The following is a 22830-nucleotide window of genomic DNA, read 5'->3' on the forward strand; positions in this document are numbered from 1 at the left end:
AGGGCGATCTGGACGATCTCGAGCCAGACGTTGTTCTGGGCGGTGTCGTGCAGGGGAAGGTTGCGCAGGCCGGTCGAACGCGCGGCCCGGATGCGGTCCTCCGCGCGGGCCCGCAGCCGGTGGCGGAGTTCAAGCTCGGCGATCGGCCGGCCGGGGGTGTTGGTGGCGAAGCAGGTGATCCGCGTGCCGTCCGCGTCCGTGATTCTCAACTGGGCGCCGGGATGGGGCCGTTCCTTTCGGACGATCAGCCGCATGCCCTTGGGCCAGCCCATGAGCAGATCGCCGGTGAGTTCGGCGACCCAGGCACCGTCGCGGACCTCTCCGTCCGTCTCGACGGCTCGGGTCGAGGCCGATGCCGGGATCTTCAGAGCGTGGCTGTGGATGGCCTCGGTGATCACCATGCCGACTGAGTAGGACAGCCATCGGCCTCGCTTCGCGAGCCAGGACACGAAGTCGTGGGTGCCGCCCGCGGAGTCCGTGCGGATCAGCGTCCGCCGCCCCCGCCGGTAGCGTTTTGGTAGTTGAGCCAGGGCCAGTTGGGCGGTGGTGATGTGGTCAGCTGCCGTGTTCGAGCCCGCGTTTCCCGGTCGGAGGAGAGCGGCGACCGGCTCTCCGGTTCCGCCAGGGCCGTGGTCGACGAAGGCCGTCAGGGGGTGATGGCCGTAGGTCTTCTTCCAGGTCGCGGCCGCGTCCTGCTTGTCGGAGTGCGCGATCATGAGGACGCCGTCGAGGCCGACCGTGACCTGTCCGCCGGTGGCCGGGGCGTTCTTGCCCGCCAGAGACCAGACCAGACCCGGCTGCGGACTTCGGCCCGTGCCGACCGGATGGCGTGCAGGGCCTTCTCGCCGGAGGCGGCGAGGGTTTCGATCAGACGGGAGACCGTCGGGTCGGAGGCGACCGGGCCGAAGACGGCCGGCTCACACCGCAGCATCGCAACATCCGCGAGGCAGTCCCCGCCGAGCGCGACCGCCAGAGCAAGGTCCACAAAGACTTTCCCGGGATCGTGGACGGCCCGCGGCTTTCGCCACGGAGCCAGAGCTGCGGATATGGCCTGGCCAAGGCCAGTCTTGCGAACTGTTTCGACAAGCAGGACCGCACCGGCCTGCGTGACCACCCGTCGACCGTCTCCCTGGACACGGACACTGGGATCCGACTTGCTGGGATCCGACATGCTGGGGCGGGTGTCTGGGGCGGGTGCTGTCTTGTCCCCTGGGACGGGGCGAACGACGTTTGACATGGCGTATGGGTAAACGAGACGGGCGCTGAGATCGAGTGGCCCGGCCGACGGGTGCCCTGACCTGCATGTAGCCGGTCGTGCGACCCTTGGCTCGTGCGATGGAGCGAGGCGAAGGGAGCCGAAGTGCCGGAGGCCAGTCCGCGCGGAACCTACCTGATCATTGCGGAAGCGCTACGGAAAGAGATCGAAGAGGGGGAGCACCTGCCGTCTGAAGCGGCGCTGATGCGTTCGCACGACGTCTCGCGCAACACCATCCGTCGCGCGCTCAAGGTCCTCGAAGCCGACGGCCTGATCGAGTCCGCGCCCGGTATCGGATGGCGCGCCGCCCGGAGCGGCGATCGGCGATCCCTGGACGAACGCATGGTGGACGTGATCAAAGAAGACTCACTCTCGGTGGGCGACCCGTACCCATCGGAGGCGAAGCTGTGCGAGCGGTTCGGCACTTCCCGAACTGCCGTACGGCGTGTCTTGGCGCAGATGGAAGGGAACGGCTTGCTCGCCACTGTTCATGGAAAGGGGCGCACGGTCCGTGCCCTCCCGACTCCCACCGTGCGGCCGTAGCCTTGGCAGACATGGGACTGACTGAGTGGGCCTACGCGCTCTCCGAGACGATGCTGTCCGAACCCTTGCCGCGCCGTTGGGTGCACTCTCTCGGGGTGGCAAAGCGCGCTCGCTCCCTGAGCCCCCTCCTGGGCGCCGACGCAGAGCTGTTGGAAGCCGCCGCTGTGCTGCATGACGTTGGATACTCGCCAGCTATCGCCATCACGGGCTTCCACCCGTTGGACGGCGCTCGCTTCCTCCGGAACCAAGAACGAGCAGACGAACGGGTCGTTCGTCTCGTGGCCCACCACTCTTGTGCTCTCTTGGAAGCCGAGGAGCGGGGGCTGAGGCATGAGCTGGAGGACGAGTTCCAGCTCGAACGTCCGGACCTGGTCGACGCGCTCCTCTACTGCGACATGACCACAACGCCGGACGGGACGCAGACCACGCCGGCCGCACGACTGGATGAGATCGTGCAACGATACGGCCCGGACACGATCGTGGGGCGGTTCATCCAACGGGCCGCCCCCAAGATCCATGCGGCGGCCGGCCGCGTGGAGAAGCGGTTGGCGCAAGTCTCTGCCAGCGATCAGCCGATGTAGGGCTCTCGCCGCGTCTCGTCTAGCCCGTGCTGGATGCGGAGCATCATGGACGGGTGGATGTCCAAGCTGTCGAGGTCCGCTGGGTCCACCCAGCGGACCTCTTTTGATTCGCTGCTCGTACGCAGGGAACCGCTCAAGGGGTGAGCCCGGAAGCAGATGGAGAACTGCTGTCGAACCTCTCCGTCGTCGTAAGCGAGCACATGCTCAGGGTCGGTGTAGAGCCCGACGATGTCGTCGACCTCGACCTGAATCCCGGTCTCCTCCAAGACCTCGCGGACGACCGTGTCACCGATGCGCTCGCCGATGTCGTGACCGCCTCCCGGCAGCGCCCACAGATCGTTGTCTGTCTTGTGGATGAGCAGCAGTCGTCCTGAGTCGTCCCGGACGATCGCAGTGACCGAGGGCACGACTGAGTTGGCCTTCGGGGCGTTCGGGTCGCGGAAGTAGTCGATACGGCTCATCAGCGCGTGCCTTCCCAGTCGGCGGGTGAGGAGATCGGCCGGGCAGATTCCCAGACCCGTTCCACACTCTCAGCGTAGGCGTCAAAGAGTTCGCCGCCTGGCACACGCCGTAGGTGCAGCACAGGGGCCATGTAGGCGCCGACGCCGTAGATATGGCCGTTCGCCAGCATCTCGTCATCGGCCCGGTAAATCGAGTTGTAGAGGGTGGTGTCGTGAAGACGGAACTCGACACCGGGGAGGCCGAAGAGCGGGCCGTAGTTGACGAGGGCATTTCGGATCTTCGCTGCCATCGCTGGGCCGATCCCCTCGTCGTCCCCCCGTACAGCGACCGCTTGCGACGCGGGCTCCCCCAACAGGAAACGGATCGGTACTCCCTCGGCTGACTTCTCCTTCACTATGCGGTGGAACGTTGCGTCTTCGGTCAGCCAGAACCCGGAGTACACCAGCACGTCGAACCTTTGGCGCGCCTTGGAGTACAGGTCGGTCCAGAGGGTCTGCATCACCACGGAGCGGTGTGGATAGGGCCTGACCAACTCTGCGTTGCCAGAGGCGGTGACTTCTGCGGATGTCCGCTCGTCTGGCCACAGGTACGACACTTCGCACTTCAACAGCGAAGCTGTCGCGTACTGGAAGCGGCGGTATGGCTTGCGTTCAGGATCGTTGATCCACCGTTCGACCGTCTTGGACGCCACGCCGAGCCGTTGGGCCACCTCGTCGAGCGTCAGGCCCGAGTCCACGATGGCGCCCCTCAGTCGCTCGTTCGCCACACCAACCTCCGCCTGAGTAGGACGACTTGGTACGACTTCACGCTAGCTAAGAGCGACCCAAGTCGTACAGGTACGGGGTCGCTCGTCGTCTGCGCCAGCGCCAGTCTGTAGGTACATCGAGCGCGAGGGTCTCGCTGAACTCCACAAAGCCGAAGGGCTTGACGGGGCGAACCTTCCTCTGCAAGATGAGGAACACGTAATACATGTTCCTCATGTAGGACCCGGAGAGCTAGGCCCGGATTCCGTCCTGCGAAAAACTGAACAGTGATCGTGCGGGGCTGACGCGAGTCGGCGGTCGTGGTAGGTGCCTAGGGCGAGGGTCCGGGGGCAAACCGCCTTGCGATGCACGTCGGCTCTCCCCTACGCGCCTGGCAGGCGCCACCCGATCCCCGGGTGTGGGGAAGTGCAGCGGGGCCCCAACGCACGTGGCGGTAAGAGTGAGACCGCCCCCGCGGCGACCGGGTGATGTCGTCGGCGGCACGCCGCTCTGTACCGATTCGTGCAGGCCGCCCTGCTGGCGTCAGAGCAGTGACGATGACGCGTCCGATTTTCCCGGCTCGGGGCCGGTGCGCTGTGGCAACGGTGCGCCGGTGAAGCCGTGTCCCTGCGATCTGCAGGAGGTCGGTGTGATCCGACGACATACCTGAGGCGCCGCCGAGACCGGACCAGTTGGCGTCGCCTGAGCAACTTGCCGGTCCACCTTTCTGGCTTCGCAGCGCCCGCTCGCTGCGACCGGCTGCCTCTCCCGCCCGTACGGGCCGCCTTGCGCGGGACCGGACGGACGGGAGCGCGGGGAGCCGGATGTTCCGACCCCAACGGCGCGCGGCTCCCGGGGTGCCACCCGGGACCCGCTGTTCGGGCCGTTCCACGCTTCGAGAGGAACACGACCCATGAAGATTCTCTCCCTTCCCGTGCTGTCCGCGATCGACGCGGACGAGCTGGACCGCGAGCCGACGGTCGCGGAGCTGAACGCCATCAGCGCCGAGACGCCGCTGATCGACGCGGAAGTCGAGCTGCTGGACGTGCGGATCGCTTTGATGGACTGCACGCCGAACGAGCTGGACAAGCTGCGGTTGCGCAAGGCGCTGCACCGGGTGCTGAGTGCGCGAGCGGCGCTGGCCAACCGCGCCGTCTCGGGGGAGGCGGCATGAGCGAGGGGCTGATGCTGGACGACCTGTCCGTGCCGCTGGGGGCGCTGCGCCTGCTCTCGGTGGACTTCGGGCACTTGCCGGCACCTGTGCTGGAGGTGACCGACATCTTCCCGAACCGGCTCAAGCTGCGCTTTCACGACGGCTTGGGGACGTTCGAGTCGTGGCGTGCGGCGCTGGGCATCGCCCCCGACGCCGTGACCCACGGCACGCAGAACAGCGGCCGCACACGAGTCCTCCAGGCGTCGGTCGAGTACGCGGGCGCCACGCTGGAGCTGGTGGCCTTCGGCCAGATTCCTGCCCTGGAGACGGACGGGGGTGCGGCATGATCCGCCTGGTTACCGCCGGGCGTCTGCGCCGGCTGAGTGAGGACGTCGAACAGGCCCGCATTGGCGCCCGTGAGGTGCAGGGGCAGGCGGATGCCGCCTGGTCCCAGCACGTGCGGGAGCTGTACGCCGTCACCGACCGCGCGGAGCGGGCTGAAGCGGCCACGTCCGAGGTGGGCGCCATCCTTGCTTGCGCGATGGAGGAGCTGTCCGCCGCGCAGCAGGAACTCCTCTTGAAGGACATCGAGATCCGCCGTCTGCGCGAGGAGTTGAAGGGCGGGCCGGCGGAGGGGCGGACGCTGACGGTGCTGCTGCACCACGGCGAGCCGCACACCGTCTACGCCTCGCGCGAGGACGCCTACGCCGATACCGCCACCCATGGCGCGCCGACGGATCATGTGTGGCAGCGGTGCGATGAACGTCCGGCCGCCGCGTTCACGTGGCGCTGTGAGGCGTTCATCTACGACCCCGTCTCCAACGGTTTCCGCCGCGCTCACATGCCCGTGTCGAGGCCGGCGGAGGGTGCGGCATGAACAGCGTTCAGACTCGTTCAGCAGAACGCGCGCTGTCGGGCGGCACGTGGCTGATCGTGTGCGGGGCGATGCTCTACTCCATCCTCACCGTGACGCCGCTGATGGCTGAGCACACGGCGGATGAGTGGGCGTGGACGGCGCCGATCCTGCCGCTCGTGGTGGATGCCGCGGTGGTCATCGTGGTCAAGCTCGATGACGTGCTGGCCCGTCTGGGCGGGCACGGTGGCGGCTGGCCGATGACGCTGCGGTGGATGACCGGTCTGATGACGCTGGCGCTGAACACAGCGGACTCTGCGTTGAAGAAAGACCTGGTGGGCGTAGCTGTCCACTCGGTGGCACCGCTGTTGCTGATCGTCACAGCAGAGACCAGCTTGGCCTATAGGCGGGCGATCGCGGCGGCGGTGGCGCGGCTGGAAGAGCAGCGGCGCACCGAGCGTGAGGCAGCCGAGCAGGCGGCACGCGAGCGGGAGGAAGCCGCCCGCCACCAAGCCCGCGAGGAACGCGAGCACGCCGCGATGTTGGCGCGTGAACAGCGTGAGTACGAAGCGGCTTTGGCCCGTGAACAGGCCGAGCGGGAAGAGCGGCGCTGGCGCGAGGAACAGGAGCGCAGGGCCGCTCTGGAGATGGCCGAGCGGGCTGAGCGTGAACGCCGTGAACGCGAGCGTGAACAGCGCGAGCGGGAACGTGAACAGGCCGAGCGGGAAGCCATCGCCCGCCGTGCGCGTGAGCGTGCGGAGCAGGAGGCGCGTGAACGCCGTGAACAGCAAGAGCGTGAGGAGCGGGCCGAGCGTAAACGCGCCACGCTGCTTGCGCGGGGTCCGGCCGCGAGCAAGCTGCCCGAGGACGAGGCGCGCGCCATTGTGGCCGCCGCGTTCGGTGCGGAGCTGTCGGTGCGGTCCGCGGCGGAGCTGTGCGGCTGGTCGGTGGGTTGGGTCTCTGCCCGCTACGCCGAACACCGAGACCCGGCCACGGGCGGGGCTGAGCTGGTCATTGCGAGCCGCTGATGGCCGCCTTACCCGTCTACCCGTGGCGGCTTGCCCCTGACGGGCTGGCCACCCGCCGCCAGCTGCGCGCGAAGGGGCTTCGGCCGGGCGGGCAGGAAGTGGCCGCCCAGTTGGAGCGTCCGCGGCGCCGCCGCAGGCCGCTGGTGGCCTACCTGTACTCGATCGAGCACGCCAAGCCGGTCCGGCCGATGACGCCCGCGAAGCGGGCCGCCCTGGCCAAGGCGAACACCGCGCGCCGCACCTGCCCGCAGTGCCGGCGGGATGCCGGATACGTCATCCCCGCTTCGCTCGGCATGTGCGTGCCCTGCGCGTACCCCGAGGAACAGCGCGCCGCCTGAACCCCTCCTACCGATTGGAGAGTCGAGCGTGAACCTCAGTTCATCCCCGCGCCGCCGTCTGGTCCTGTCCGGCATCGTCGCCGCCTGCGCCGTGCTGGCCGTGGCGGTCGGCGTGCGGCTGTCCCGGTACGGCGTGCCCGCCGTGCTGCTGGTGGCCTGCTCGGCTTCGTGCCTGGCCACCTTCACCAGCCTGGCCTTTCGCTGCGCCGAGGCGCTGTCCACCCGGACGCACCAGTGCATGCAGCCGGGCTGTGACTTTCAGGTGCGGCTGACCAACGCCGACGCCGCTGAGAACCGGCGTTGGCAGGAGATCGCAGCTCAGCACCCGCACCGCACCGTGTGACCTTCGGCCTGCCCCTCATAGGCGGGCCCGGCCGGCACTTTCCACGGCCCCGGCCGGGCCCTACTCCACCAAGGAGTGCTCTCAGCATGACCGAACTCAGCACCGAGCCGGTAGCCGTCGAGGCTGCCGCACCCGAGACGTCCCCGCCCGCCCCGGCGCCGCCCGAGCAGACGTCGGCCGCGGCCGAGGTGGAGCACACGCCCGGCGGCTGGCCGGTCGTCCCCCTCGCCTTGTCGGGGGCGAACGCCACCGTCGGCACGGTCGCCGCCGCCTCCCTGGCCGGCGGCCCCGTCGCCGCGATCGTCGCCGCGACGGGCGTCGTCGTCCTGGGCACGTTCGCCACAACCCGTTCCCGCACCCCCAGCCCTCGGCGTGAGGCGCGGCGGGCCGCAGCACGCGCCGCCGGCCGGGCCGCGGCCTCCCGTACAACGTCCCGTAGGGCGACTGGCGGGGCCGGCCGTGCCGCGGGCCGCTCCGGGTCTTCCCGCGCGGGCGGCACGGGTGGCCGCTCCGGCCGGGTGCCCGGCCAGCACCGACGCGGCACCGGTGCCGCGTTCCGTCACGGCACCACCGTCGTGGGCGGGAAAACTCGCACCGGCACTGGTCACGGCCTGTCCGGCCGTGCGACTGGCGCTGCAGGCCGGGGCCTGGGCCGAGTGGGACAGGTGCGGGCCCTGCGGACGCAGCAGCGAGCCGCGGCCGGTTCGCGTGCGGACAGGCGGGCGCAGACCACAGCGGCCCGTCGCGCGGTCGCCGATGCCCGCCGCAACGGCCGCGCCACCAACGCCGCACGCCGCCCCGGCGGCACCGGTGGTCCCCGCGGTCTCGGCCGGCGGATGCTCGCAGGTGCCGCGGGCCGGGCCCGTGCCACGCGGGACGCTGCGATCGCCCGGAACCGGGCCCGGCGGGACGCCCGTACCGGTGCCGCCGTCGGCACCCAGCGCGCTGCGGTACGCCGGGCACCGGCCCGCAGGACAGCCCGCCGGGCGCTGCGGCGGTCCGCCGCGCGCTTCCAGCGTCGTCGGCTCCTTGCCGGCCTGCTCGCTCTGCCCGTCGGCCTGCTGGGCTGCCTGACCACCTGGATTGGCCGCAGGCTCAATATCCCGTGGCTGATCCACCCCGGCCGCCGTCTGTACCGGCGGATCGTGGGCGCCGCCGCCGAGCAGCGCGCCGAGCAGGACGCCGAGATCCGCGAACGCCTGCAGGAGCAGGAGGCCGCGGCGGATGCCGCCGCCGAGCAGGACGGCACCGACGGTATCGCCGACCGCGTCGAGCGGCCGGCCACTCACACCCCCGCCCCCGCCACACCCGACGTTGAGGAAGGAACACCGGTGTCAACCGCTTCCGGTTTCAGGTTCGAGGACCACGCCACCGAGATGCAGGCCGCCGCGATGCTCTACGAGCCCGACGGCTGCATGGAGATCCTCGCCATGGTCGAGGGCCTGCCCGAGGCCCTGAACATGGTCGCCCACGTGATGCAGATCCTCGCCGAGCGCTCCGACAGTGAGTTCCCGCTGGAGAAGGAGGTCGCCAACGGCTTCAACGACATCTACGAGCTGCTGCGCAAGGCCGCCGAGGGGGCCGAGGAGCTGCCCGGCATCTTCCGCCGCGTCCACGAGCAGGACATCGCCCGTCACGAGGACCCCCGCAACGGCACCGAGGCCGAGAAGGGATGGAACGTCTGACATGGCCAGCACCGCCACCGCCAACAACAGCAGTGGTCCGGTGCTGGACTGGAGCGCCGGTCACGGACCCGTGACCGGCGCCCTGTCCGCCACCACCGGAGCCTTCGCCGTCGCCACCACCGGCGCCGCAACCTCCATGCCGCCCGGGTGGGCGCTCGCCGTCGGCGCCGCCGGGGCCCTCGGACACACCGTCGCCGGCCTGCGGGTACGCAACGCCGGCCGCACCCTGGCCACCCGCGCCGCCTGCTGGCTCGTCGGCGCAGGCTGGACCACCTGGGCCATGACCCACGGCCCGCTGACCTGGGCCGCTCTCGGATCCCTCGCCGTCATCGGTGTCGGCATCGGCACCGCCGCCCGCTCCGCTGCCCTGCATGAGGAGGCGCGGGAGGAGGAAGCCATCGCAGCCGAGCAGCGGCAGATCGCCAGGGAGCTGTCCGCGGACCGGCGGGCGATCGCCGCGGAGTGGGCGGACCGGATCCAGCGGGTGTGCGGGATCACCGTGCGCGTCCTCGCGGTGGAGGCGTGGGCGACCGGGGCCGGGTTCTCCATCGACGCCGAACTCCCGTCCGGCGGCGCCACCTACACCAAGATCGCAGCCGAGTCGGCGAAGCTGTCGGCCGATGCCCACCTGCCGCACGGCTGCACCGCCACCGCCTCACCCGGCATCCACCAGGGCCGGGTCATCATCGACGTGACCACCGTCAACGTCCTGGAAGAAGAGCGCACCTACCCCACCGACTACACCACGCTGTCCGTGCTGACCGGGATCCCGTGGGGGTACCGCACCAACGCCGAACCCATCCCGGTCTACCTGCGCGAGCAGTGCGCATTGGTGGTCGGCCCGACCGGTTCGGGTAAGACCAACCTGGTCCACGGCATCCTCGCCGGGTTCGCCCGTGCCGAGGACGTCCTGACCTGGGTGATCGACCTCAACGCCGGAAGCGCGGGCCTGCCCTGGGTCCTCCCCGCGCTCAACGGCGAGATCAAAGCCCTGGACGGCGGCCCGGCGCGGCCGGGCATCGACTGGCTCGCCGGAACGTATGACGAGGCGATGCTCATGTTGGAGACCGCCGTACGGGTCGCCAAGCACCGCAAGATGGCCTACCAGGACCTGCTCGCCCGCCACAACACCGACCTGCTCCCCATCGGCTGGACCATTCCGCAGATCATGCTCGTGATCGATGAGGGCGCGGAGATCCTGGTCAGCACCGACCGGCAGATGCGCAAGCTGGCCGAGAAGATCCTCGAAGTCATCCGGATCGCCCGCGCCATGGGCCTGCGCACCGTCCTGACCGCGCTGGGAGCCACCGGCAGCGTGCTGGGCAACCTGATGATCCGCCGGGAAGGCAAGGTGCGCGTCGCGCTGACCGGTGGTGAGACCGAGGGCATGGACCTGGGCAAGATGTTCCCCAGCTCCCGCGGCCTGCGCGTCGAGCAAGCCCCGTACAAGGGCTCGGGGTTCATGGGCACCCCGGAGTCCCCGGCCGCCCTGTTCAAGGCGTGGCGGATCAAGCCGAACCAGATCCGCGAGATCATCGCCGCCACCTCCGACCGGCACCCCTGCCTGGACGACATCTCCGTCAAGGCCGCCGGACCGGCCTACGTCCGCCGCTGGGACGCCGACCGCACCGCCTGGATGCGCGACCACACCCCCGACAACGATGCTGCCCAGAACGAACCGACGCCGGGGCCGGGTAGCTCGGGGCTGAACCTGTCCGCGCTCCGGGGTGAGCCGGCACGGGATCCGGTCGAGGAGGAACTGGCCCGGTTCCGCGAGCAGATCGACGCCCAGTTCCCCACCGCCCCCGATCCGCACACCCCCCGCCCGACCAATGCGCCGGACCGGCGGGACGGGCTGAACCTGTCCGCGCTGCGCGAGGAGCGCGACAGCACCCCGGAGCCGCCGGCCGGGCGGGAGGACGGGCCGGACTGGCTGCCGGACGCGATCACCGCCATCCACGGGGCGGGGGCGGCCGGTATGAAACCGTCCGCTGTCGCTGACCGGGTCGGCCGGAGTCGGCAGGCCGTGCGCGATGCCCTCAAGGCCGCAGCCGCACGGGGCGAGTTGGTCTACCGGGACAACGGACCGCACTCGGTCTACGTCCACCCCGACCACGCCTGAACGCTCACAGACGGCTACCGGCTACTGCCTACCGGCAACTTGCCACTAGGCACTAGAACGGCCCGCTACCGGCCAACAGGGCCCCTCAACAGCCCTTTCCTGATCGCCAGTAGCCACTAGCCGGTAGCCACTACAACCACACACCGTAACTAAGCGGGCGGGCGGCATCACTCCGGATGCCGCCCGCTTCTCGTTCTCCGGGAGGCCGCTCGTGATCGTGACCCTGTCCGCCGTCGCCCTCTTCGGAGTGCTGACTTTCGTCCTCCTGCGCGGTCGTTACGTCGGCCCGTTCAGCGCCCTCGTGCTGTTCCTGTTCGGCTTCTTCACCGCCGGCAGCGGCGCCGCCGGTCCCGTGCGCGCCGTATGCGCCGCGCTCGCCGACGCCGCCCGCCACCTCACCTGACCCCGGCAGGAGATCCGCCATGCCCGACCACGACGCCGCGGCCTGGCAGCCGCGCATGAGCGACGCCGAAGCCACTGCGGAGGCCCGCCGGATCATCGCGGAGGCCTACAGGTCCGTGCCGCAGATACCGACCGCCTACCGCGATGACACCCCGCTGCCCGCCTACGGCAGCACACCCCCGGTCGCGCAGCCGGACCGCCGGATCGTCCCCGCCTGGGCCGCCGGGATGGCCGTCGCCGGAATCGGGGTCGGCGCCACCTGCGTCGGCATCGGCTGCGGCATCTGGCTCGCCTGCAAGGGATTCGCCGCCGTGACCCTGACCAGCGTCCTGTTCGTCACCCTCCCCATCGCCGCCGTGGCCGCGGTCGCCGCCGCCATCGGCTCCGCGGTGCGCTCGGTCAAGGCCACGCACACCGTCACCCATCACCACTACTCCGGCCAGGTCCGGCTGGAGAACAACACGATCACCGCGCCCGCGTACGGGCTGATCGCCCGCAACCGCAACGAACTCAACCGCTGAACCCGGAAGGAACCCCATGTCGTTCGGAGAGACCCCGATCACCCTCGTAGGCAACCTGACCGACGACCCGGAACTGAAGTTCACCGAGGGCGGCGCCGCTCTGGCGAAGTTCACCATCGCCGTCACCCCGCGCAGCTTCGACCGCAACACCAACCAGTGGAAGGACGGCACCACCGCCTTCTACCGCTGCGCCGCCTGGCGCACCCTCGCAGAACACGTCGCCGACAGCCTCAGCAAGGGCTCCCGCGTCGTCGCCATGGGCCGGATGCGGCAGCACGACTGGACCACCGAGCAGGGCGAGAAGCGCTCGATGCTCGCCGTCGAGGTCGATGACATCGGCGCGTCCGTCCGCTTCACCACCGTCCAGATCAACGCCAAGCGCACCACCGGTGGTGCCCCGTCCGGCGACCCGTGGAACACCGGGGACAACCGGCCTGAGCCGGGCAACGAGCCGCCGTTCTAACTGCGCCCGGGGCGACCGGCTCTCTCGCCAAAGACACGCGGTCGCCCCGGCAATCCAGTCCCATCCAAGAGATCTGGAGAACTCCAGCATGACTCATCCCTCGGGGGGCACGCTATGACCCCCATCAGCGTCACCGACATGCCGCTGGTCGACCTGGACAGCCTGCACCTTCTGGCCTCCGCCCTCCGCTCAGCCGAGCGCTGCTGGCCCGTCATCCCGCTCCACCCTGGCAGCAAGCGCCCGGCCGGGCACCCGGAGCGTTCCTGCCCCGGAACGGGGCGCTGTGCGGGCGGACACCGCACCCCGGAGCAGCGCGCCACCACCGACCCGGACCTGATCCATGCCGCGTGGGCGCGCACCCCGTACAACGTGGGGATCGCGACCGGTCCGGCCGGGCTGCTGGTGGTGGATCTGGACGTGTGCAAGCCGGGAGAGGAAGAAGGAGCGCCTGACGGCGCCGCTTCTTTGATCGCGCTCTGCGAGCGCGCCGACGAGGAACTTCCGCCCACGTACCAGGTGCGGACTCCCCGCGGGGGACGCCACCTGTACTTCACCGCCCCGCCTGACGGGAGGCTGCCCAGCAGTGTCAATCGGCTTGGGCCGCACATCGACACCCGCGCGTGGGGCGGCTACGTCGTCGCCCCCGGCAGCGCCACCGCCGACGGCGCCTACGAGCTGCTGGAGGACGCGCCGGTTGCCGCACTGCCCAACTGGCTAACGTCACTGCTCATTGAGCCGTCCCGACCCGCTACGGCGGCGTCCGCGCCGCTGCTCGTGCCAGGTTCGGTCACCCGGCGGGCCAGGGTCGCTCTTGACCGTGAGGTGGCCGCGGTCGCCGAGACCGGCGAGGGCGGCCGAAACACGCGGCTGCTGGAGGGCGCCCGCGCGCTGGGGCGGTTCGTCGCGTGGGGCGAGATCCCGCGGGATGTGGTGGAGGAGGCGTTTCAGGCGGGGGGAGAGGCGGCCGGACTGCCGGCGGCCGAGTGCCGTGCCACCATCCGAAGCGCCCTGGACTGGTCCATCCGCACCTGCCGGCCCAGGGACGCCGCATGACCCCCCGCCCTGAAAAGCCCACCCGATCCACCCCACCCGGTTCGCGCCCGGCCCAGGGCGGCGCTGATGGGGGCCGTGGCACGAAGAGCGACGGCCGCCAGGCCGTCCTTTCAGTTCTTCGTTCTGACCCGCACCCGACCGATCAGCCTCGCCGCACCCCCGACGACCCGACACCAGACAGGCCGGGCATCCGCATCTCCGCCCCGCCCGTCTACCGCCACCACTACGACGGCACCCGCTGGTCCAAGCGCTACGGCGCCACCCCCACCGCCGCCTACGCCTGTGCCTGCGGCCAGACCGGGACCGCCGTCGGACAACACGCCGTGGCCGCTCTGGTCACCGAGTACGAGGCGCACAGGGACTCCTGCACCAGCACGCCCGGCCAGCACACCGAAAGGAGGAACGCCGCATGACCAGCGTCAAGCCGCTTGCCTCGTCCATCGACGGCGCCGCCCTGCTCGATGAAGTCGAAGCGTTCCACCGCCGCTTCAACATCTTCCCCACCGAGGCCGCCTACGTCGCCGTCACCCTGTGGGACGCGCACGCCCACCTGATTGACGCATTCGACGGCACCGCCCGCCTCGCCTTCCTCTCCCCGGAGCCCGGATCGGGCAAGTCCCGCGCCCTGGAGATCGTGGAGACCCTCACCCCGCGTGCGGCCACCACCGTCAACGCCTCCGCCAACGCCCTGTTCCGGCTCGTGGAGGCTGAGGGCGGAACACCGACGCTGCTGTTCGATGAGATCGACACCGTCTTCGGACCCAAAGCCGGGGGCAACGAAGAGGTCCGCGGATTCCTGAACTCCGGCTACCGGCGCGGCGCCAAGTCCCTGCGCTGCGTCGGGGACGGCTCGAACCAGTCCACCGAGTGGTTCTCCTCGTTCTGCGCGGTCGCCATGGCCGGACTCGGCTCTCTGCCGGACACGATCCTGACCCGCTCGGTCATCATCCGGATGCGCAAGAAGGCCCCCAACGAGAAAGCCGAACCGTACCGCCGGCGCATCCACGAAAAGCAGGGCCACGTCCTGCGAGACCGGCTCGCCGACTGGGCCACCACCGTGCACGACCAGATTGCCGAAGCCTGGCCGGAAATGCCCGACGGGGTCTCCGACCGGCCCGCCGACGTGTGGGAACCGCTCCTCGCGGTCGCTGACGCAGCCGGCGGCCACTGGCCCAAGCGCGCCCGCGCCGCCTGCGTCGAACTCATCAAAGCCGCAGGAGAAGGCCACGAAGCCTCCCTCGGCGTCCGCCTGCTCAAAGACCTGCGGGACAAGGTGTTCTGCGGCGCCGACCGCATGCCCACCGCCGCCATCCTCGAAGTCCTCCTCGGACTCGATGACGCCCCCTGGGCCGACCTGAACGACGACGGCAAACCACTCACGACCCGCGGCCTGTCCAAGCTTCTGAAGCAGTACGTCCGCCCCGACAACACCCCCATCAAGCCCCGGAGTATCCGCATCGGCAGCGGCACCCCGAAGGGCTACTACGCGGACGACCTGACCGACGCCTGGGCCCGCTACTGCCCCCCTCCCCCCGAGAAGTCCGCAACAGCCGCAACAGCCGCAACACAGCAGGCCAGCGGGGGTGAATCTGTGGCGGAAGAGCCCCTCGAAAGCCGCCGCATGCACGCGGAAACCGACACACGCCAACTCCGCATGGCAGGCTGACCGCCCCACCAACCCAGAGTGCCGCCGCGCACCACGCGGCGGCACCTATCCGCAACACAACCGGCATCCGCAACAGATCCAAGCCGCTGACCTGCGATGTTGCGGCGTGGCGGATGTTGCGGACTCCCCGAGGGCTTACACAGCGAGCGATCTATGAGGGAGGAACCCATGGATTCGGCTGCCACCGCCTCTCCGGCACAGCGCCGTCTTCACAGCGTGGAAGCCGCAGCCGCGCTCATCGGGATCGGCCGCACCACGACCTACGACGAGATACGGCTCGGGCGACTTCGCACGGTCCGCTGTGGTCGCCGGCGTCTGGTCCCCAGCGAGTGGATCGACGAATACGTCGAACTACTCAAGCGCGAGGCTGAAGCCGCCGCTTAGCTCCAGCAACAACACAGGGCCACACCTCCGGGTGTGGCCCTGTTCTTCTTGGAAGGCGAGAGCGCATGACTGAGACGCCCAAGGGGCGTACCAGGGCCGGGCACGGCGACGACTCGATCTACTGGGACAAGTCCAAGAACAGGTACATCGGCGCCGTATCTCTGGGCTACACCCCAGCTGGCAAACGCAATCGGCCCAAGGTGTCGGGCAAGACGAAAGCCGAAGTTCGTCAGAAGCTCCGCCAGCTGAGAAAGGAGCTGGCTGCTGGCGTCAAGACGCCGGCCAATTACACCGTTGCTCAAGCAGTGACCGACTGGCTTGCCCAAGGACTTAAGGGGAGGGAAGTAACCAGCGTCGACACCTACAAGAGCCTCGCCGAGAACCACATCATCCCTCAGCTGGGCAAGGGCAAGCTGTGCGACCTCGAAGCTGACCATCTGGATGAGTGGTTGGAGGCTGAGGCCGAGGTTCTCGCAACCCAGTCCTTGAAGATGGTGCACTCTGTCCTTCGACGGTCGATCAGCCATGCTCAGAGGCGAGGTAGGGCCGTGCGCAACGTCGCTGAATTGGTCGAGGTACCGGAAGGGCGAGCCGGGCGGCCGAGTAAGTCGCTCTCCTTGGAGCAAGGTGCGGCTGTTCTTCGCGCGAAGCAAGGCACCTGGATCCACGCCTACGTGGTCCTCTCCCTGCTCGTGGGGGTTCGGCCGGAAGAGGCACGGCCCCTGACCTGGTCGCACGTTCATCTGACATGCTCCGGAAAGCAGAAGCCGCACGTGGACGTGTGGCGCTCGGTACGACGGCATGGCGACACGAAGACCCGGAGGAGCAGACGCTCGCTGGCGATGCCGCAGCAGACCGTCACCGTAATGAGGGCTCACAAGCGTCGCGAACAGGCTGCTTGCCTCGCGGCCGGCGATGAGTGGACCGATGAGCGACTGGTCTTCCCGACGGAGACAGGTGAACTCCGCAGTGCCTTGAACGTGCGCCGGAACTTCAGGACTCTGCTCAAGGAGGCTGGTTTCGAGAACCCGATGGAGTGGACCCCGCGTGAGCTACGGACAAGCTTCGTGTCCGTGCTGTCGGACCACGGGATCCCTATCGAAGTCATCTCTCGCCTCGTTGGACACAACGGCAGCGGAACGACCGAGAGGGTCTATCGGAAGCAACTGCGACCGGTCATCTCCGAGGGTGCGGAAGCCATGGATGACATCTTTGGGGACGACGACGATGTGATCGAGGACGAGACCCCAGACAGCCTCTGATTTCGGCGCCATGGCTCCCCGTTTGGCTCCCCCAAGGCTGGAAGAGCCCCCAAGGCCCCCCGCTGAACTGCAGAAACGCTGTTCCGATGGGCCTTTGGGATCTTACGGCGCCGGTATGACCACCGCCTGTGCGCCCATCCCGCTCCCCCACAAGAGTCCTCGGCTGATCCAGCGGCCGTGGACGGAGGCGGATGCCGAGACTCGTCGTGCGCTCGTCGCCGAGCGGGGCCGTGCGCAGGGGCGCGGCCATGCGACCGAGGCGGCCTCCGCCGTGCTCGACGCGGCTGTCGCGACCGGGCGGCGCCGGCTGTGGGCGACGGTGCGGACCTGGAACGCGCCGTCGTTCCGGGTCCTGGAGAAGAAGGTCGGCTTCCAGCGTGACCGCGTCTCCACGGACGACCGCGGCGCGTCGGCGTGGCCCACCGGGCGCGCCGCCGTGACGAACCGGCCCCGCGCGGCCGAGCCGCCGGTCACCCGGGTGAGGGCGCGGAGCGGGCACGCCGGTGGGCCGCGACCCGCTCGCGGGTCGCGCAGCGCCGGGAGCAGTAGCGGCGTTCGGGGCCCGGCCCTTGGGTGATGAAGACGTTCCGGCAGGCGCCCGACGCGCAGATCCTGCCGGGCGGGAGCTGGCGGTCCCACACGAGAACGGTCAGGGCCAGGCAGGACGAGGCGAGGAACCACTCGTCCCAGGGGGCGTCGTCGTCATGGTCGAGGTGGGGATGCCAGGGCGTGCCGCCCCCGTGTGAGGTCAGGCGGAGCCGACTGGTGTGGGCACCCAGGAGGCGGTTGAGGGCGACGGCCGCGTCGTCGGCGTGCTCGGCGGCGAAGACCTCCCGCAGCCGGTCGGCGGCGTCCCGCATCCGCGCGACCTCACCGGCCGTGAGGTCGGCAGGGCCCCTCTCGCCGTACGCGCGCAGGACCTCCGCCACGTCGCCGGGGGCGGGGCGGTCCTCGGCGAGGGCGTTGACGAGGGCGGCGGTGCGGCGAGCCATGGCCAGGACGGAGTGCCGGGTGGCCCAGTCGCCGTCGGCGGCGTTACGGGAGGACACCAGCGCAATGTAACGCATATTGCGAAGATTTGAGTTACCTCCGTAACGTCAAGTGCATGATTCGGCGTTACGCGATGGCTTCGTACTGCGCGGGGGCAGGGGTGGCCCGGGCCGGGGACGAGATGTCCGGACCGGCGCTCATGCTGGCGGGATTCGCCGTCGCCGGGTCGGTCTCCGAAGCGTCGGCGCTGCTCGCGGGTATCACGGTCGCGGCGGCAGCGGGGGGCCCGGTGCTCGGGGCGGCGCTCGACCGGCACCAGTGGCCGGGACGGCTGCTCGCCGTGGCGCTCGTCCTGTATGCGACCGGGCTGGTGGCGATCCTCGTGGGGCTCGGCCGGCTTCCGCCCACGGTCACGGTCGTCATCGCCGTACTGACCGGATCGCTGGGACCCGCGCTGTCGGGCGGCTGGACGGGGCAGCTGCCGCGCGTGGCGGCGGGTGACCGGCTGCCACGCGCCAACGCCCTCGATGCCATGACCTTCGGCATGGCGAGCCTGGCCGGTCCGAGTCTTGCCGGTGGCGTGGCCGAGGCCCTGGGCGCGTCAGCGGCCGTCGTGGTCTCGGCGGCACTCATCGGCGTGGCGGCGCCCGCCGCGTGGACCCTGCCGGGACGTCCTGAGCGGGTGCGGGAAGGGGAGCGGGGCTCGCTGGTCGGCGACCTGGCCGCCGGAATGCGGGTCATCGTCAGGAAACGCCGGCTGGCGCGGGCGACCCTGCTCTCGGTCCTGTGCTGTGCGGCGCAGGGCATGCTGACGGCCTGCGTCCCGCTGCTGGGTGAACGTGTTCTCGGCGGAGCGGGCCGAGGTGCGCTGCTGCTGTCCTGTGCGGCCGTCTCGGCTCTGACGGCCAACGCCGTACTGGCCCGGTTCCCTCAGGCCATGGCCCCCGACTCGATCATCTGGGCCGGCGCCCTGCTCCAGGCCGGCGCGCTCGCCCTGGCGGCGACGGCCCGGCCCGCCGTGCTCGTCCTGGCCCTGCTGCTGGCCGGAATCGGCGAAGGACCGCAGCTCACCGCCCTGTTCGCGGTACGCCACCGGGAGGCTCCGGACCGTCTGCGCGGCCAGATCTTCACCACCGGTGCCAGCCTGAAGATCACCGGTTTCGCATCGGGCGCGGCGATCGCCGGCCCGCTCACGGCCTGGTCCCTCCCCGGCGCCCTGGCAACCGCGGCGGGCGTGGCGGTCGCGGCGGCGCTGGTCTTCCGCGCCGTACCGCTGCACGCCGCCGGATCGCAGTCATCCGCCTCCTGTCCGGCACCAGGAATTGCGGCAACACGACCCTCGCCCGGACGGATGCCGGATGATACGTGTAAACCATAACGATCTCGGCCCAGCCCTTGTGTCCTCACCGATTCGCCCTAGCCTCCGGCCATGGCATTTCTTTCAAGTCGCCGCAGAAAAGCCCGCCTCGCTCCGGAGCTCGACGACCAGGAGCTGGGCAAGCTGCTGAAGTCTCTCGCGGCGACGACCAGGACCGGCACCTTCGGCACCACCGAGCTGTGTGTGGCGCAGATGTCCCGGCTCCTGGAGCAGGACCCGGGGGACTGGGACCGCCGGGCGCATCGCGTGGACGTCCTCGCGGGCTACCTCGCCGGATCCCATCTGCCGCGGTCCTGGGTCACGCGGGAGCCCCACAGCGCGAACGCGCTCGTCCTGCATGCCTGGACCCAGGTGGCGCAGGGCCGCGCCCAGGGGCGCCTGGAAGACCCCGACGGCACCATCGAGGCCTGTCTGCGGGCCGCCGAACTCGCTCCGGACGACCCCACTCCCTGGGTGGCTCTGCTCGCGGTGGCACGCCTGGAGCGCCGGGAGCAGTCCCAGGTCTTCGGGGTGTGGAACGAGGTGCTCGCACGCGATCGCTGGAACCGCGAGGCCTATCTGAGCATGCTGGCCTACCTCAGCCCACAGGAGGCGGGGTCGCGTATCCAGGTCCTGGAGTTCGTGGACAGCCTGGGCGCCCGCATGCCCGCCAACGCGCCGTGTGTCGCGACCGAACTCACCGCCCAGGTCCTCCAGTACCACTCCATCCTGGACCGCGGCGGATTCGAGGCACTGGTCGCGCGCAACCACTGGTCCCAGGCGATGGCCGCGCAGGCGCTCGACCGCGTGGCACACACATGGGGCCAGCCCGGCTTCCTCCGTCACGCCAAGGCGCTCGCCGACCTCAACCTCCTCGCCTACGCGCTGATGGCCGCGGACCGGCGCGCCGAGGCGCGCTCCGTCTTCGAGGTGATCAGTGGCGTCGTCACCACATGGCCCTGGCAGACCGCGGGCGACCCGGTGAACGAGTTCGACCAGACGCGACAGAGGGCCGGCGCCGGCCAGTGAGCCGCAGGCAGCGCCGACCATGTCTGACACTACGTCAGTTGGACCGGCTTCATGCGGGGCGCGGGGCGTACGGCCGTGCCGGACCGGCCCCGTCCCCGCGACTCGGCGACACCCTTCGATGCCGACCGGAACCCGCCCCGAGCGGGCTGAGGGCCGAGGTACCTCAACCGCGCTCAGATACGGTCAGGACGGGGCGAGGGGAACGCGGTCACTCGGCAGCGTCGGGCTGGGGCTCCTCCGCGTTCGCCGCCGTCGGCTCCGAACCGGCGGGAAAGGTGTAGAAGACGGACGAGCCCTGCTTGGTGCGCTGGGCGCTGTTGCGGGCCACGAGGTTCTCCAGAGTGGTGCGGATGACCTTGGTCTGGATCGCCCGGTCGGGATGTGCCTTCTCGAGCGCCTCGGTGACCTCCGCGGCGGAGCGCGGCTCCTGCTGGTCCGCGAGATGGCGCCGGACGAGCTCGACGAGCGTGGGCTGAGCCGTCTGAGTGGCCGCCTTCTTCGCCGCGGGCTTGGTCGCGGCGGGCTTGGTCACCGTGGGCTTGCTCACCGTCGGCTTGGTCGCCGCAGGCTTCTTGGCGGACCGCTTCCTCGGTTCGGACTGTTCCTTACGGGACTCGGACTGCTCCGCCGTCGCCTTCTTCGGCGCCCGGCGTGCGCCGGAGGTGGCGGTGGTCTGCTGCCGCGGGCCGGGCACCACGGCGCCGTCGGTGGTGGTGGGTGCGCCCACCGAGGTCACGCCGAGTGCCTGCTGCATGCTCGTGAGAATGGTGTGATCATGCTGCAGGGCCGTCAACTGTTCCTGCAGCGCCACGATTTCGGCGGAGATGCGCTCCTGCTCCTTGACGTTGCGCTCGAGGTCGTTGGTCACCTGGCTGACGTACTGCGAGGTCAACTCGGTGACGGGGGTGGTGGGCTCAGGCATCTGTCGCTCCGACGGTATGAGTGGGGTGCGCTCCTTTGCCTCCGGTTGCGGCAAGTGGGGAGCGGGAGTTGTACTGCGGGTTCCCCGGCAGAGCGGGGAGGCTTCCTGTGGGGGGTGTCCCGACACATGGATGATACGGGTGGGCCAACCTGTTTCTACTGAGTGAACCCTGTGCGTTGCGCCGAGGTGTGCCACTCCTCCTCGAGGACGCAGGCGAGCACCTCCCTGTCATCGCCCCCCTCTCCTGCGGCCGTTGGGGCGATGCGGCCCGGGCACTCAATGCCGCTCAGGAGGAACAGGTGGACCGGGACATCGCGGCTGGACGTCGCCGAGCGGACGGTACGACACGCACCGGGTGCGCCAGCGGCTGCGGGACGGGTTCGCGCCGGCGTACACCGAGGCGATCGAGGTGGACGGTGTCCTGGCCGCATGTGTGGCGCCGCGGCCGACGCACGAGCCCACTGGCGTGAGCACTTCTGCCTGGACCCGGAACACCACTGGAAGCCGACGGTCTCGCGCTCGTGACGGGGCTCAGCGCGGGGCGGAGGACCGGTTCGCGGAGCATGACACGTCCACCGGGTCCTCGCTGTCCTGCGGTGGCCGACCCGGTCAACAGTTGTATCCGAGCGGGTATCGCTGGTTACGCTGCCCGGTGTGAATCCCGTGATCGATGTTCTGGCGTCTCCTGACGTCGACCGCTTGGAGTTCCTCTGGAGGCAGTTGCTCGACCATCACAGCAGCAAGGCGGGACATCTGGCGAGTCTGGGGGCTGTTCGCTCACCCGCGGACTCATGGCGACTGCGGCGCGGGCAGTACCTCCGGTGGATGGGGGAGCCGCTCACCAGGGTGCTGGTCGCGCGGGACGTGGATCGTCTGCTCGGCTATGCGGTCGTGCGCGTCGTCGAGGGGGCCGGCTCGTGGCAGTGGGGAGATCAGGTCGGCGTGCTGGAAACCCTCGTGGTCGATGACGGGGCTCGCGACGCCGGCGTGGGGCGGGCCCTCATCGGCGCGGCGCGCGAGCATCTTGCCGAGTCGGGCGTCCAGGTCATGAAGATCTCCGTCATCGCGGGCAACGAGGACGCCGTGCGCTTCTACCAGCGAGAAGGCGCCGTCGACTTCGTGCAGACGTTGATCATGCCCGTCTGAGCCGACGACGGAAGGGCCGGGCCGCTGTCCGTGGCTCGTCGCGCAGCCCTGGGCGGGTGGGTCGAGGCAGCGCAGGGCCGCGAACCCGGACTCGGTCCATCGACGCGGGAGTCACTGTCGTCCAGCGGCTCAGGCAGAGCTGCGGGACAGCCGCTGGAGGACCTCCATGGCCCGCTCGGTGTCGTCGTAGGGCACGAAGAGGTGGTCGTGATGGAAACCGGCGACCACATTGCAGCTCAGGCCCGCGTCGGCGAGGGCGCGGGCGACGGCCGCGGTCAGCCCCACCGCGGCCAGCGCGGAGTGCACCCGCAAGGTGATCCATCCGGCCACGTAGTCGTACGCCATCCCCGCCGCGTCCGCCTCCGCCCGCGGAACGACGAGGGCCAGGCCCTCCTGCTCGGCGACCGTCACCACGGGGGTGACACCGGACGGCACGCCTCCCTCGGCCATGGTGAAGACATAGTGGCCCGGATTCAGTTCCGGACGCATGCCGCTGAGCAGTGTCTGCAGATCAGTCTCGCCGGTCACG

The 22830-nt window shown here is 70.0% G+C and carries 28 protein-coding genes and 1 pseudogene; 22 read left to right on the forward strand and 7 right to left on the reverse strand.

The window, feature by feature from the left end; all coding sequences use genetic code 11:
* Nucleotides 1-818 (reverse strand): annotated as a pseudogene (locus tag ACZ7GZ_RS23655) (IS1380 family transposase); the annotation flags it as partial.
* Nucleotides 713-1237 (reverse strand): transposase, encoded by a 525-nt coding sequence (locus ACZ7GZ_RS23660; RefSeq protein WP_471027144.1) that lies wholly within the window; start codon nucleotides 1235-1237, stop codon nucleotides 713-715. The pseudogene ACZ7GZ_RS23655 and the gene ACZ7GZ_RS23660, both read right to left, overlap by 106 nt.
* Nucleotides 1238-1360: 123 nt before the next feature.
* Here ACZ7GZ_RS23660 and ACZ7GZ_RS23665 point away from each other — a divergent pair, with 123 nt between their 5' ends.
* Nucleotides 1361-1798 (forward strand): GntR family transcriptional regulator, encoded by a 438-nt coding sequence (locus ACZ7GZ_RS23665; RefSeq protein WP_471027145.1) that lies wholly within the window; start codon nucleotides 1361-1363, stop codon nucleotides 1796-1798.
* Between the two features lie 11 nt (nucleotides 1799-1809).
* On the forward strand, nucleotides 1810-2379 hold the full coding sequence (locus tag ACZ7GZ_RS23670) for an HD domain-containing protein (RefSeq protein ID WP_471027147.1): 570 nt from the start codon (nucleotides 1810-1812) through the stop codon (nucleotides 2377-2379).
* On the opposite strand, the gene ACZ7GZ_RS23675 is transcribed toward ACZ7GZ_RS23670, so the two are convergent.
* Both ACZ7GZ_RS23675 and ACZ7GZ_RS23680 read right to left on the reverse strand, forming a co-directional pair.
* On the reverse strand, nucleotides 2367-2840 hold the full coding sequence (locus ACZ7GZ_RS23675; protein WP_471027148.1) for an NUDIX domain-containing protein: 474 nt from the start codon (nucleotides 2838-2840) through the stop codon (nucleotides 2367-2369). The genes ACZ7GZ_RS23670 and ACZ7GZ_RS23675 overlap by 13 nt on opposite strands.
* On the reverse strand, nucleotides 2840-3607 hold the full coding sequence (locus tag ACZ7GZ_RS23680) for a helix-turn-helix domain-containing protein (protein ID WP_471027149.1): 768 nt from the start codon (nucleotides 3605-3607) through the stop codon (nucleotides 2840-2842). The genes ACZ7GZ_RS23675 and ACZ7GZ_RS23680 overlap by 1 nt, the downstream gene beginning before the upstream one ends.
* Before the next feature lie 890 nt (nucleotides 3608-4497).
* Between ACZ7GZ_RS23680 and ACZ7GZ_RS23685 the strand changes: the two genes are divergently transcribed.
* From ACZ7GZ_RS23685 to ACZ7GZ_RS23765, 17 genes are all read left to right on the forward strand, one after another.
* Entirely contained in the window at nucleotides 4498-4758 is a 261-nt protein-coding gene (locus tag ACZ7GZ_RS23685; protein ID WP_471027150.1) for a DUF6284 family protein, read from the forward strand.
* Entirely contained in the window at nucleotides 4755-5084 is a 330-nt protein-coding gene (locus ACZ7GZ_RS23690; protein ID WP_471027152.1) for a hypothetical protein, read from the forward strand. Before ACZ7GZ_RS23685 ends, ACZ7GZ_RS23690 begins: the two co-directional genes overlap by 4 nt.
* Nucleotides 5081-5614 (forward strand): hypothetical protein, encoded by a 534-nt coding sequence (locus tag ACZ7GZ_RS23695; RefSeq protein WP_471027154.1) that lies wholly within the window; start codon nucleotides 5081-5083, stop codon nucleotides 5612-5614. Before ACZ7GZ_RS23690 ends, ACZ7GZ_RS23695 begins: the two co-directional genes overlap by 4 nt.
* Entirely contained in the window at nucleotides 5611-6618 is a 1008-nt protein-coding gene (locus tag ACZ7GZ_RS23700) for a DUF2637 domain-containing protein (protein ID WP_471027155.1), read from the forward strand. Before ACZ7GZ_RS23695 ends, ACZ7GZ_RS23700 begins: the two co-directional genes overlap by 4 nt.
* On the forward strand, nucleotides 6618-6956 hold the full coding sequence (locus ACZ7GZ_RS23705) for an RRQRL motif-containing zinc-binding protein (RefSeq protein WP_471027157.1): 339 nt from the start codon (nucleotides 6618-6620) through the stop codon (nucleotides 6954-6956). The genes ACZ7GZ_RS23700 and ACZ7GZ_RS23705 overlap by 1 nt, the downstream gene beginning before the upstream one ends.
* A 28-nt stretch (nucleotides 6957-6984) precedes the next feature.
* Nucleotides 6985-7299: a hypothetical protein gene (locus ACZ7GZ_RS23710; protein WP_471027159.1), complete on the forward strand. Its 315-nt coding sequence runs from the start codon at nucleotides 6985-6987 to the stop codon at nucleotides 7297-7299.
* Between the two features lie 86 nt (nucleotides 7300-7385).
* Nucleotides 7386-8984 carry a hypothetical protein gene (locus tag ACZ7GZ_RS23715; protein ID WP_471027160.1) on the forward strand — a complete coding sequence of 533 codons (1599 nt, stop codon included), beginning with the start codon at nucleotides 7386-7388 and terminating at the stop codon, nucleotides 8982-8984.
* A gap of 1 nt (nucleotide 8985) precedes the next feature.
* Entirely contained in the window at nucleotides 8986-11106 is a 2121-nt protein-coding gene (locus ACZ7GZ_RS23720) for a hypothetical protein (RefSeq protein WP_471027162.1), read from the forward strand.
* Nucleotides 11107-11317: 211 nt separating this feature from the next.
* Nucleotides 11318-11509, forward strand: a complete 192-nt coding sequence (locus ACZ7GZ_RS23725; protein WP_471027163.1) for a hypothetical protein — start codon at nucleotides 11318-11320, stop codon at nucleotides 11507-11509.
* Nucleotides 11510-11528: 19 nt separating this feature from the next.
* The gene (locus tag ACZ7GZ_RS23730) at nucleotides 11529-12029 is read left to right on the forward strand and encodes a hypothetical protein (protein WP_471027165.1); all 501 of its coding nucleotides are present in this window, start codon (nucleotides 11529-11531) and stop codon (nucleotides 12027-12029) included.
* A 16-nt stretch (nucleotides 12030-12045) separates the two neighbouring features.
* Nucleotides 12046-12492 carry a single-stranded DNA-binding protein gene (gene ssb / locus ACZ7GZ_RS23735; protein WP_471027166.1) on the forward strand — a complete coding sequence of 149 codons (447 nt, stop codon included), beginning with the start codon at nucleotides 12046-12048 and terminating at the stop codon, nucleotides 12490-12492.
* 114 nt (nucleotides 12493-12606) lie between these two features.
* On the forward strand, nucleotides 12607-13545 hold the full coding sequence (locus tag ACZ7GZ_RS23740; protein ID WP_471027167.1) for a bifunctional DNA primase/polymerase: 939 nt from the start codon (nucleotides 12607-12609) through the stop codon (nucleotides 13543-13545).
* Entirely contained in the window at nucleotides 13542-13958 is a 417-nt protein-coding gene (locus tag ACZ7GZ_RS23745) for a hypothetical protein (protein WP_471027169.1), read from the forward strand. Before ACZ7GZ_RS23740 ends, ACZ7GZ_RS23745 begins: the two co-directional genes overlap by 4 nt.
* Nucleotides 13955-15211, forward strand: coding sequence for a DUF3631 domain-containing protein (locus ACZ7GZ_RS23750; RefSeq protein WP_471027171.1), 1257 nt, complete (start codon nucleotides 13955-13957; stop codon nucleotides 15209-15211). The genes ACZ7GZ_RS23745 and ACZ7GZ_RS23750 overlap by 4 nt, the downstream gene beginning before the upstream one ends.
* A gap of 168 nt (nucleotides 15212-15379) precedes the next feature.
* Nucleotides 15380-15595, forward strand: coding sequence for an excisionase family DNA-binding protein (locus ACZ7GZ_RS23755; protein WP_471027173.1), 216 nt, complete (start codon nucleotides 15380-15382; stop codon nucleotides 15593-15595).
* 65 nt (nucleotides 15596-15660) lie between these two features.
* Nucleotides 15661-16857 carry a site-specific integrase gene (locus ACZ7GZ_RS23760; protein ID WP_471027175.1) on the forward strand — a complete coding sequence of 399 codons (1197 nt, stop codon included), beginning with the start codon at nucleotides 15661-15663 and terminating at the stop codon, nucleotides 16855-16857.
* 115 nt (nucleotides 16858-16972) lie between these two features.
* Nucleotides 16973-17434, forward strand: a complete 462-nt coding sequence (locus ACZ7GZ_RS23765) for a GNAT family N-acetyltransferase (protein ID WP_471027177.1) — start codon at nucleotides 16973-16975, stop codon at nucleotides 17432-17434.
* On the opposite strand, the gene ACZ7GZ_RS23770 is transcribed toward ACZ7GZ_RS23765, so the two are convergent.
* Nucleotides 17328-17924 (reverse strand): CGNR zinc finger domain-containing protein, encoded by a 597-nt coding sequence (locus tag ACZ7GZ_RS23770; protein WP_471027178.1) that lies wholly within the window; start codon nucleotides 17922-17924, stop codon nucleotides 17328-17330. The genes ACZ7GZ_RS23765 and ACZ7GZ_RS23770 overlap by 107 nt on opposite strands.
* A 38-nt stretch (nucleotides 17925-17962) precedes the next feature.
* Here ACZ7GZ_RS23770 and ACZ7GZ_RS23775 point away from each other — a divergent pair, with 38 nt between their 5' ends.
* Both ACZ7GZ_RS23775 and ACZ7GZ_RS23780 read left to right on the forward strand, forming a co-directional pair.
* Nucleotides 17963-19225: an MFS transporter gene (locus tag ACZ7GZ_RS23775; RefSeq protein ID WP_471027180.1), complete on the forward strand. Its 1263-nt coding sequence runs from the start codon at nucleotides 17963-17965 to the stop codon at nucleotides 19223-19225.
* Nucleotides 19226-19276: 51 nt separating this feature from the next.
* A complete protein-coding gene (locus ACZ7GZ_RS23780; protein WP_471027182.1) occupies nucleotides 19277-20233 on the forward strand; it encodes a hypothetical protein in 957 nt (318 codons plus the stop codon).
* Nucleotides 20234-20441: 208 nt separating this feature from the next.
* Here the strand turns inward: ACZ7GZ_RS23780 and ACZ7GZ_RS23785 are convergent, their stop codons facing one another.
* Nucleotides 20442-21155 carry a hypothetical protein gene (locus ACZ7GZ_RS23785; RefSeq protein WP_471027183.1) on the reverse strand — a complete coding sequence of 238 codons (714 nt, stop codon included), beginning with the start codon at nucleotides 21153-21155 and terminating at the stop codon, nucleotides 20442-20444.
* A 654-nt stretch (nucleotides 21156-21809) separates the two neighbouring features.
* Between ACZ7GZ_RS23785 and ACZ7GZ_RS23790 the strand changes: the two genes are divergently transcribed.
* Nucleotides 21810-22301: a GNAT family N-acetyltransferase gene (locus ACZ7GZ_RS23790; RefSeq protein WP_471027185.1), complete on the forward strand. Its 492-nt coding sequence runs from the start codon at nucleotides 21810-21812 to the stop codon at nucleotides 22299-22301.
* 129 nt (nucleotides 22302-22430) lie between these two features.
* On the opposite strand, the gene ACZ7GZ_RS23795 is transcribed toward ACZ7GZ_RS23790, so the two are convergent.
* Nucleotides 22431-22829, reverse strand: coding sequence for an ACT domain-containing protein (locus tag ACZ7GZ_RS23795; RefSeq protein ID WP_471027187.1), 399 nt, complete (start codon nucleotides 22827-22829; stop codon nucleotides 22431-22433).
* Between the last annotated feature and the right edge of the window lies 1 nt (nucleotide 22830).

The organism is Streptomyces sp. NPDC037288 (assembly GCF_055603265.1).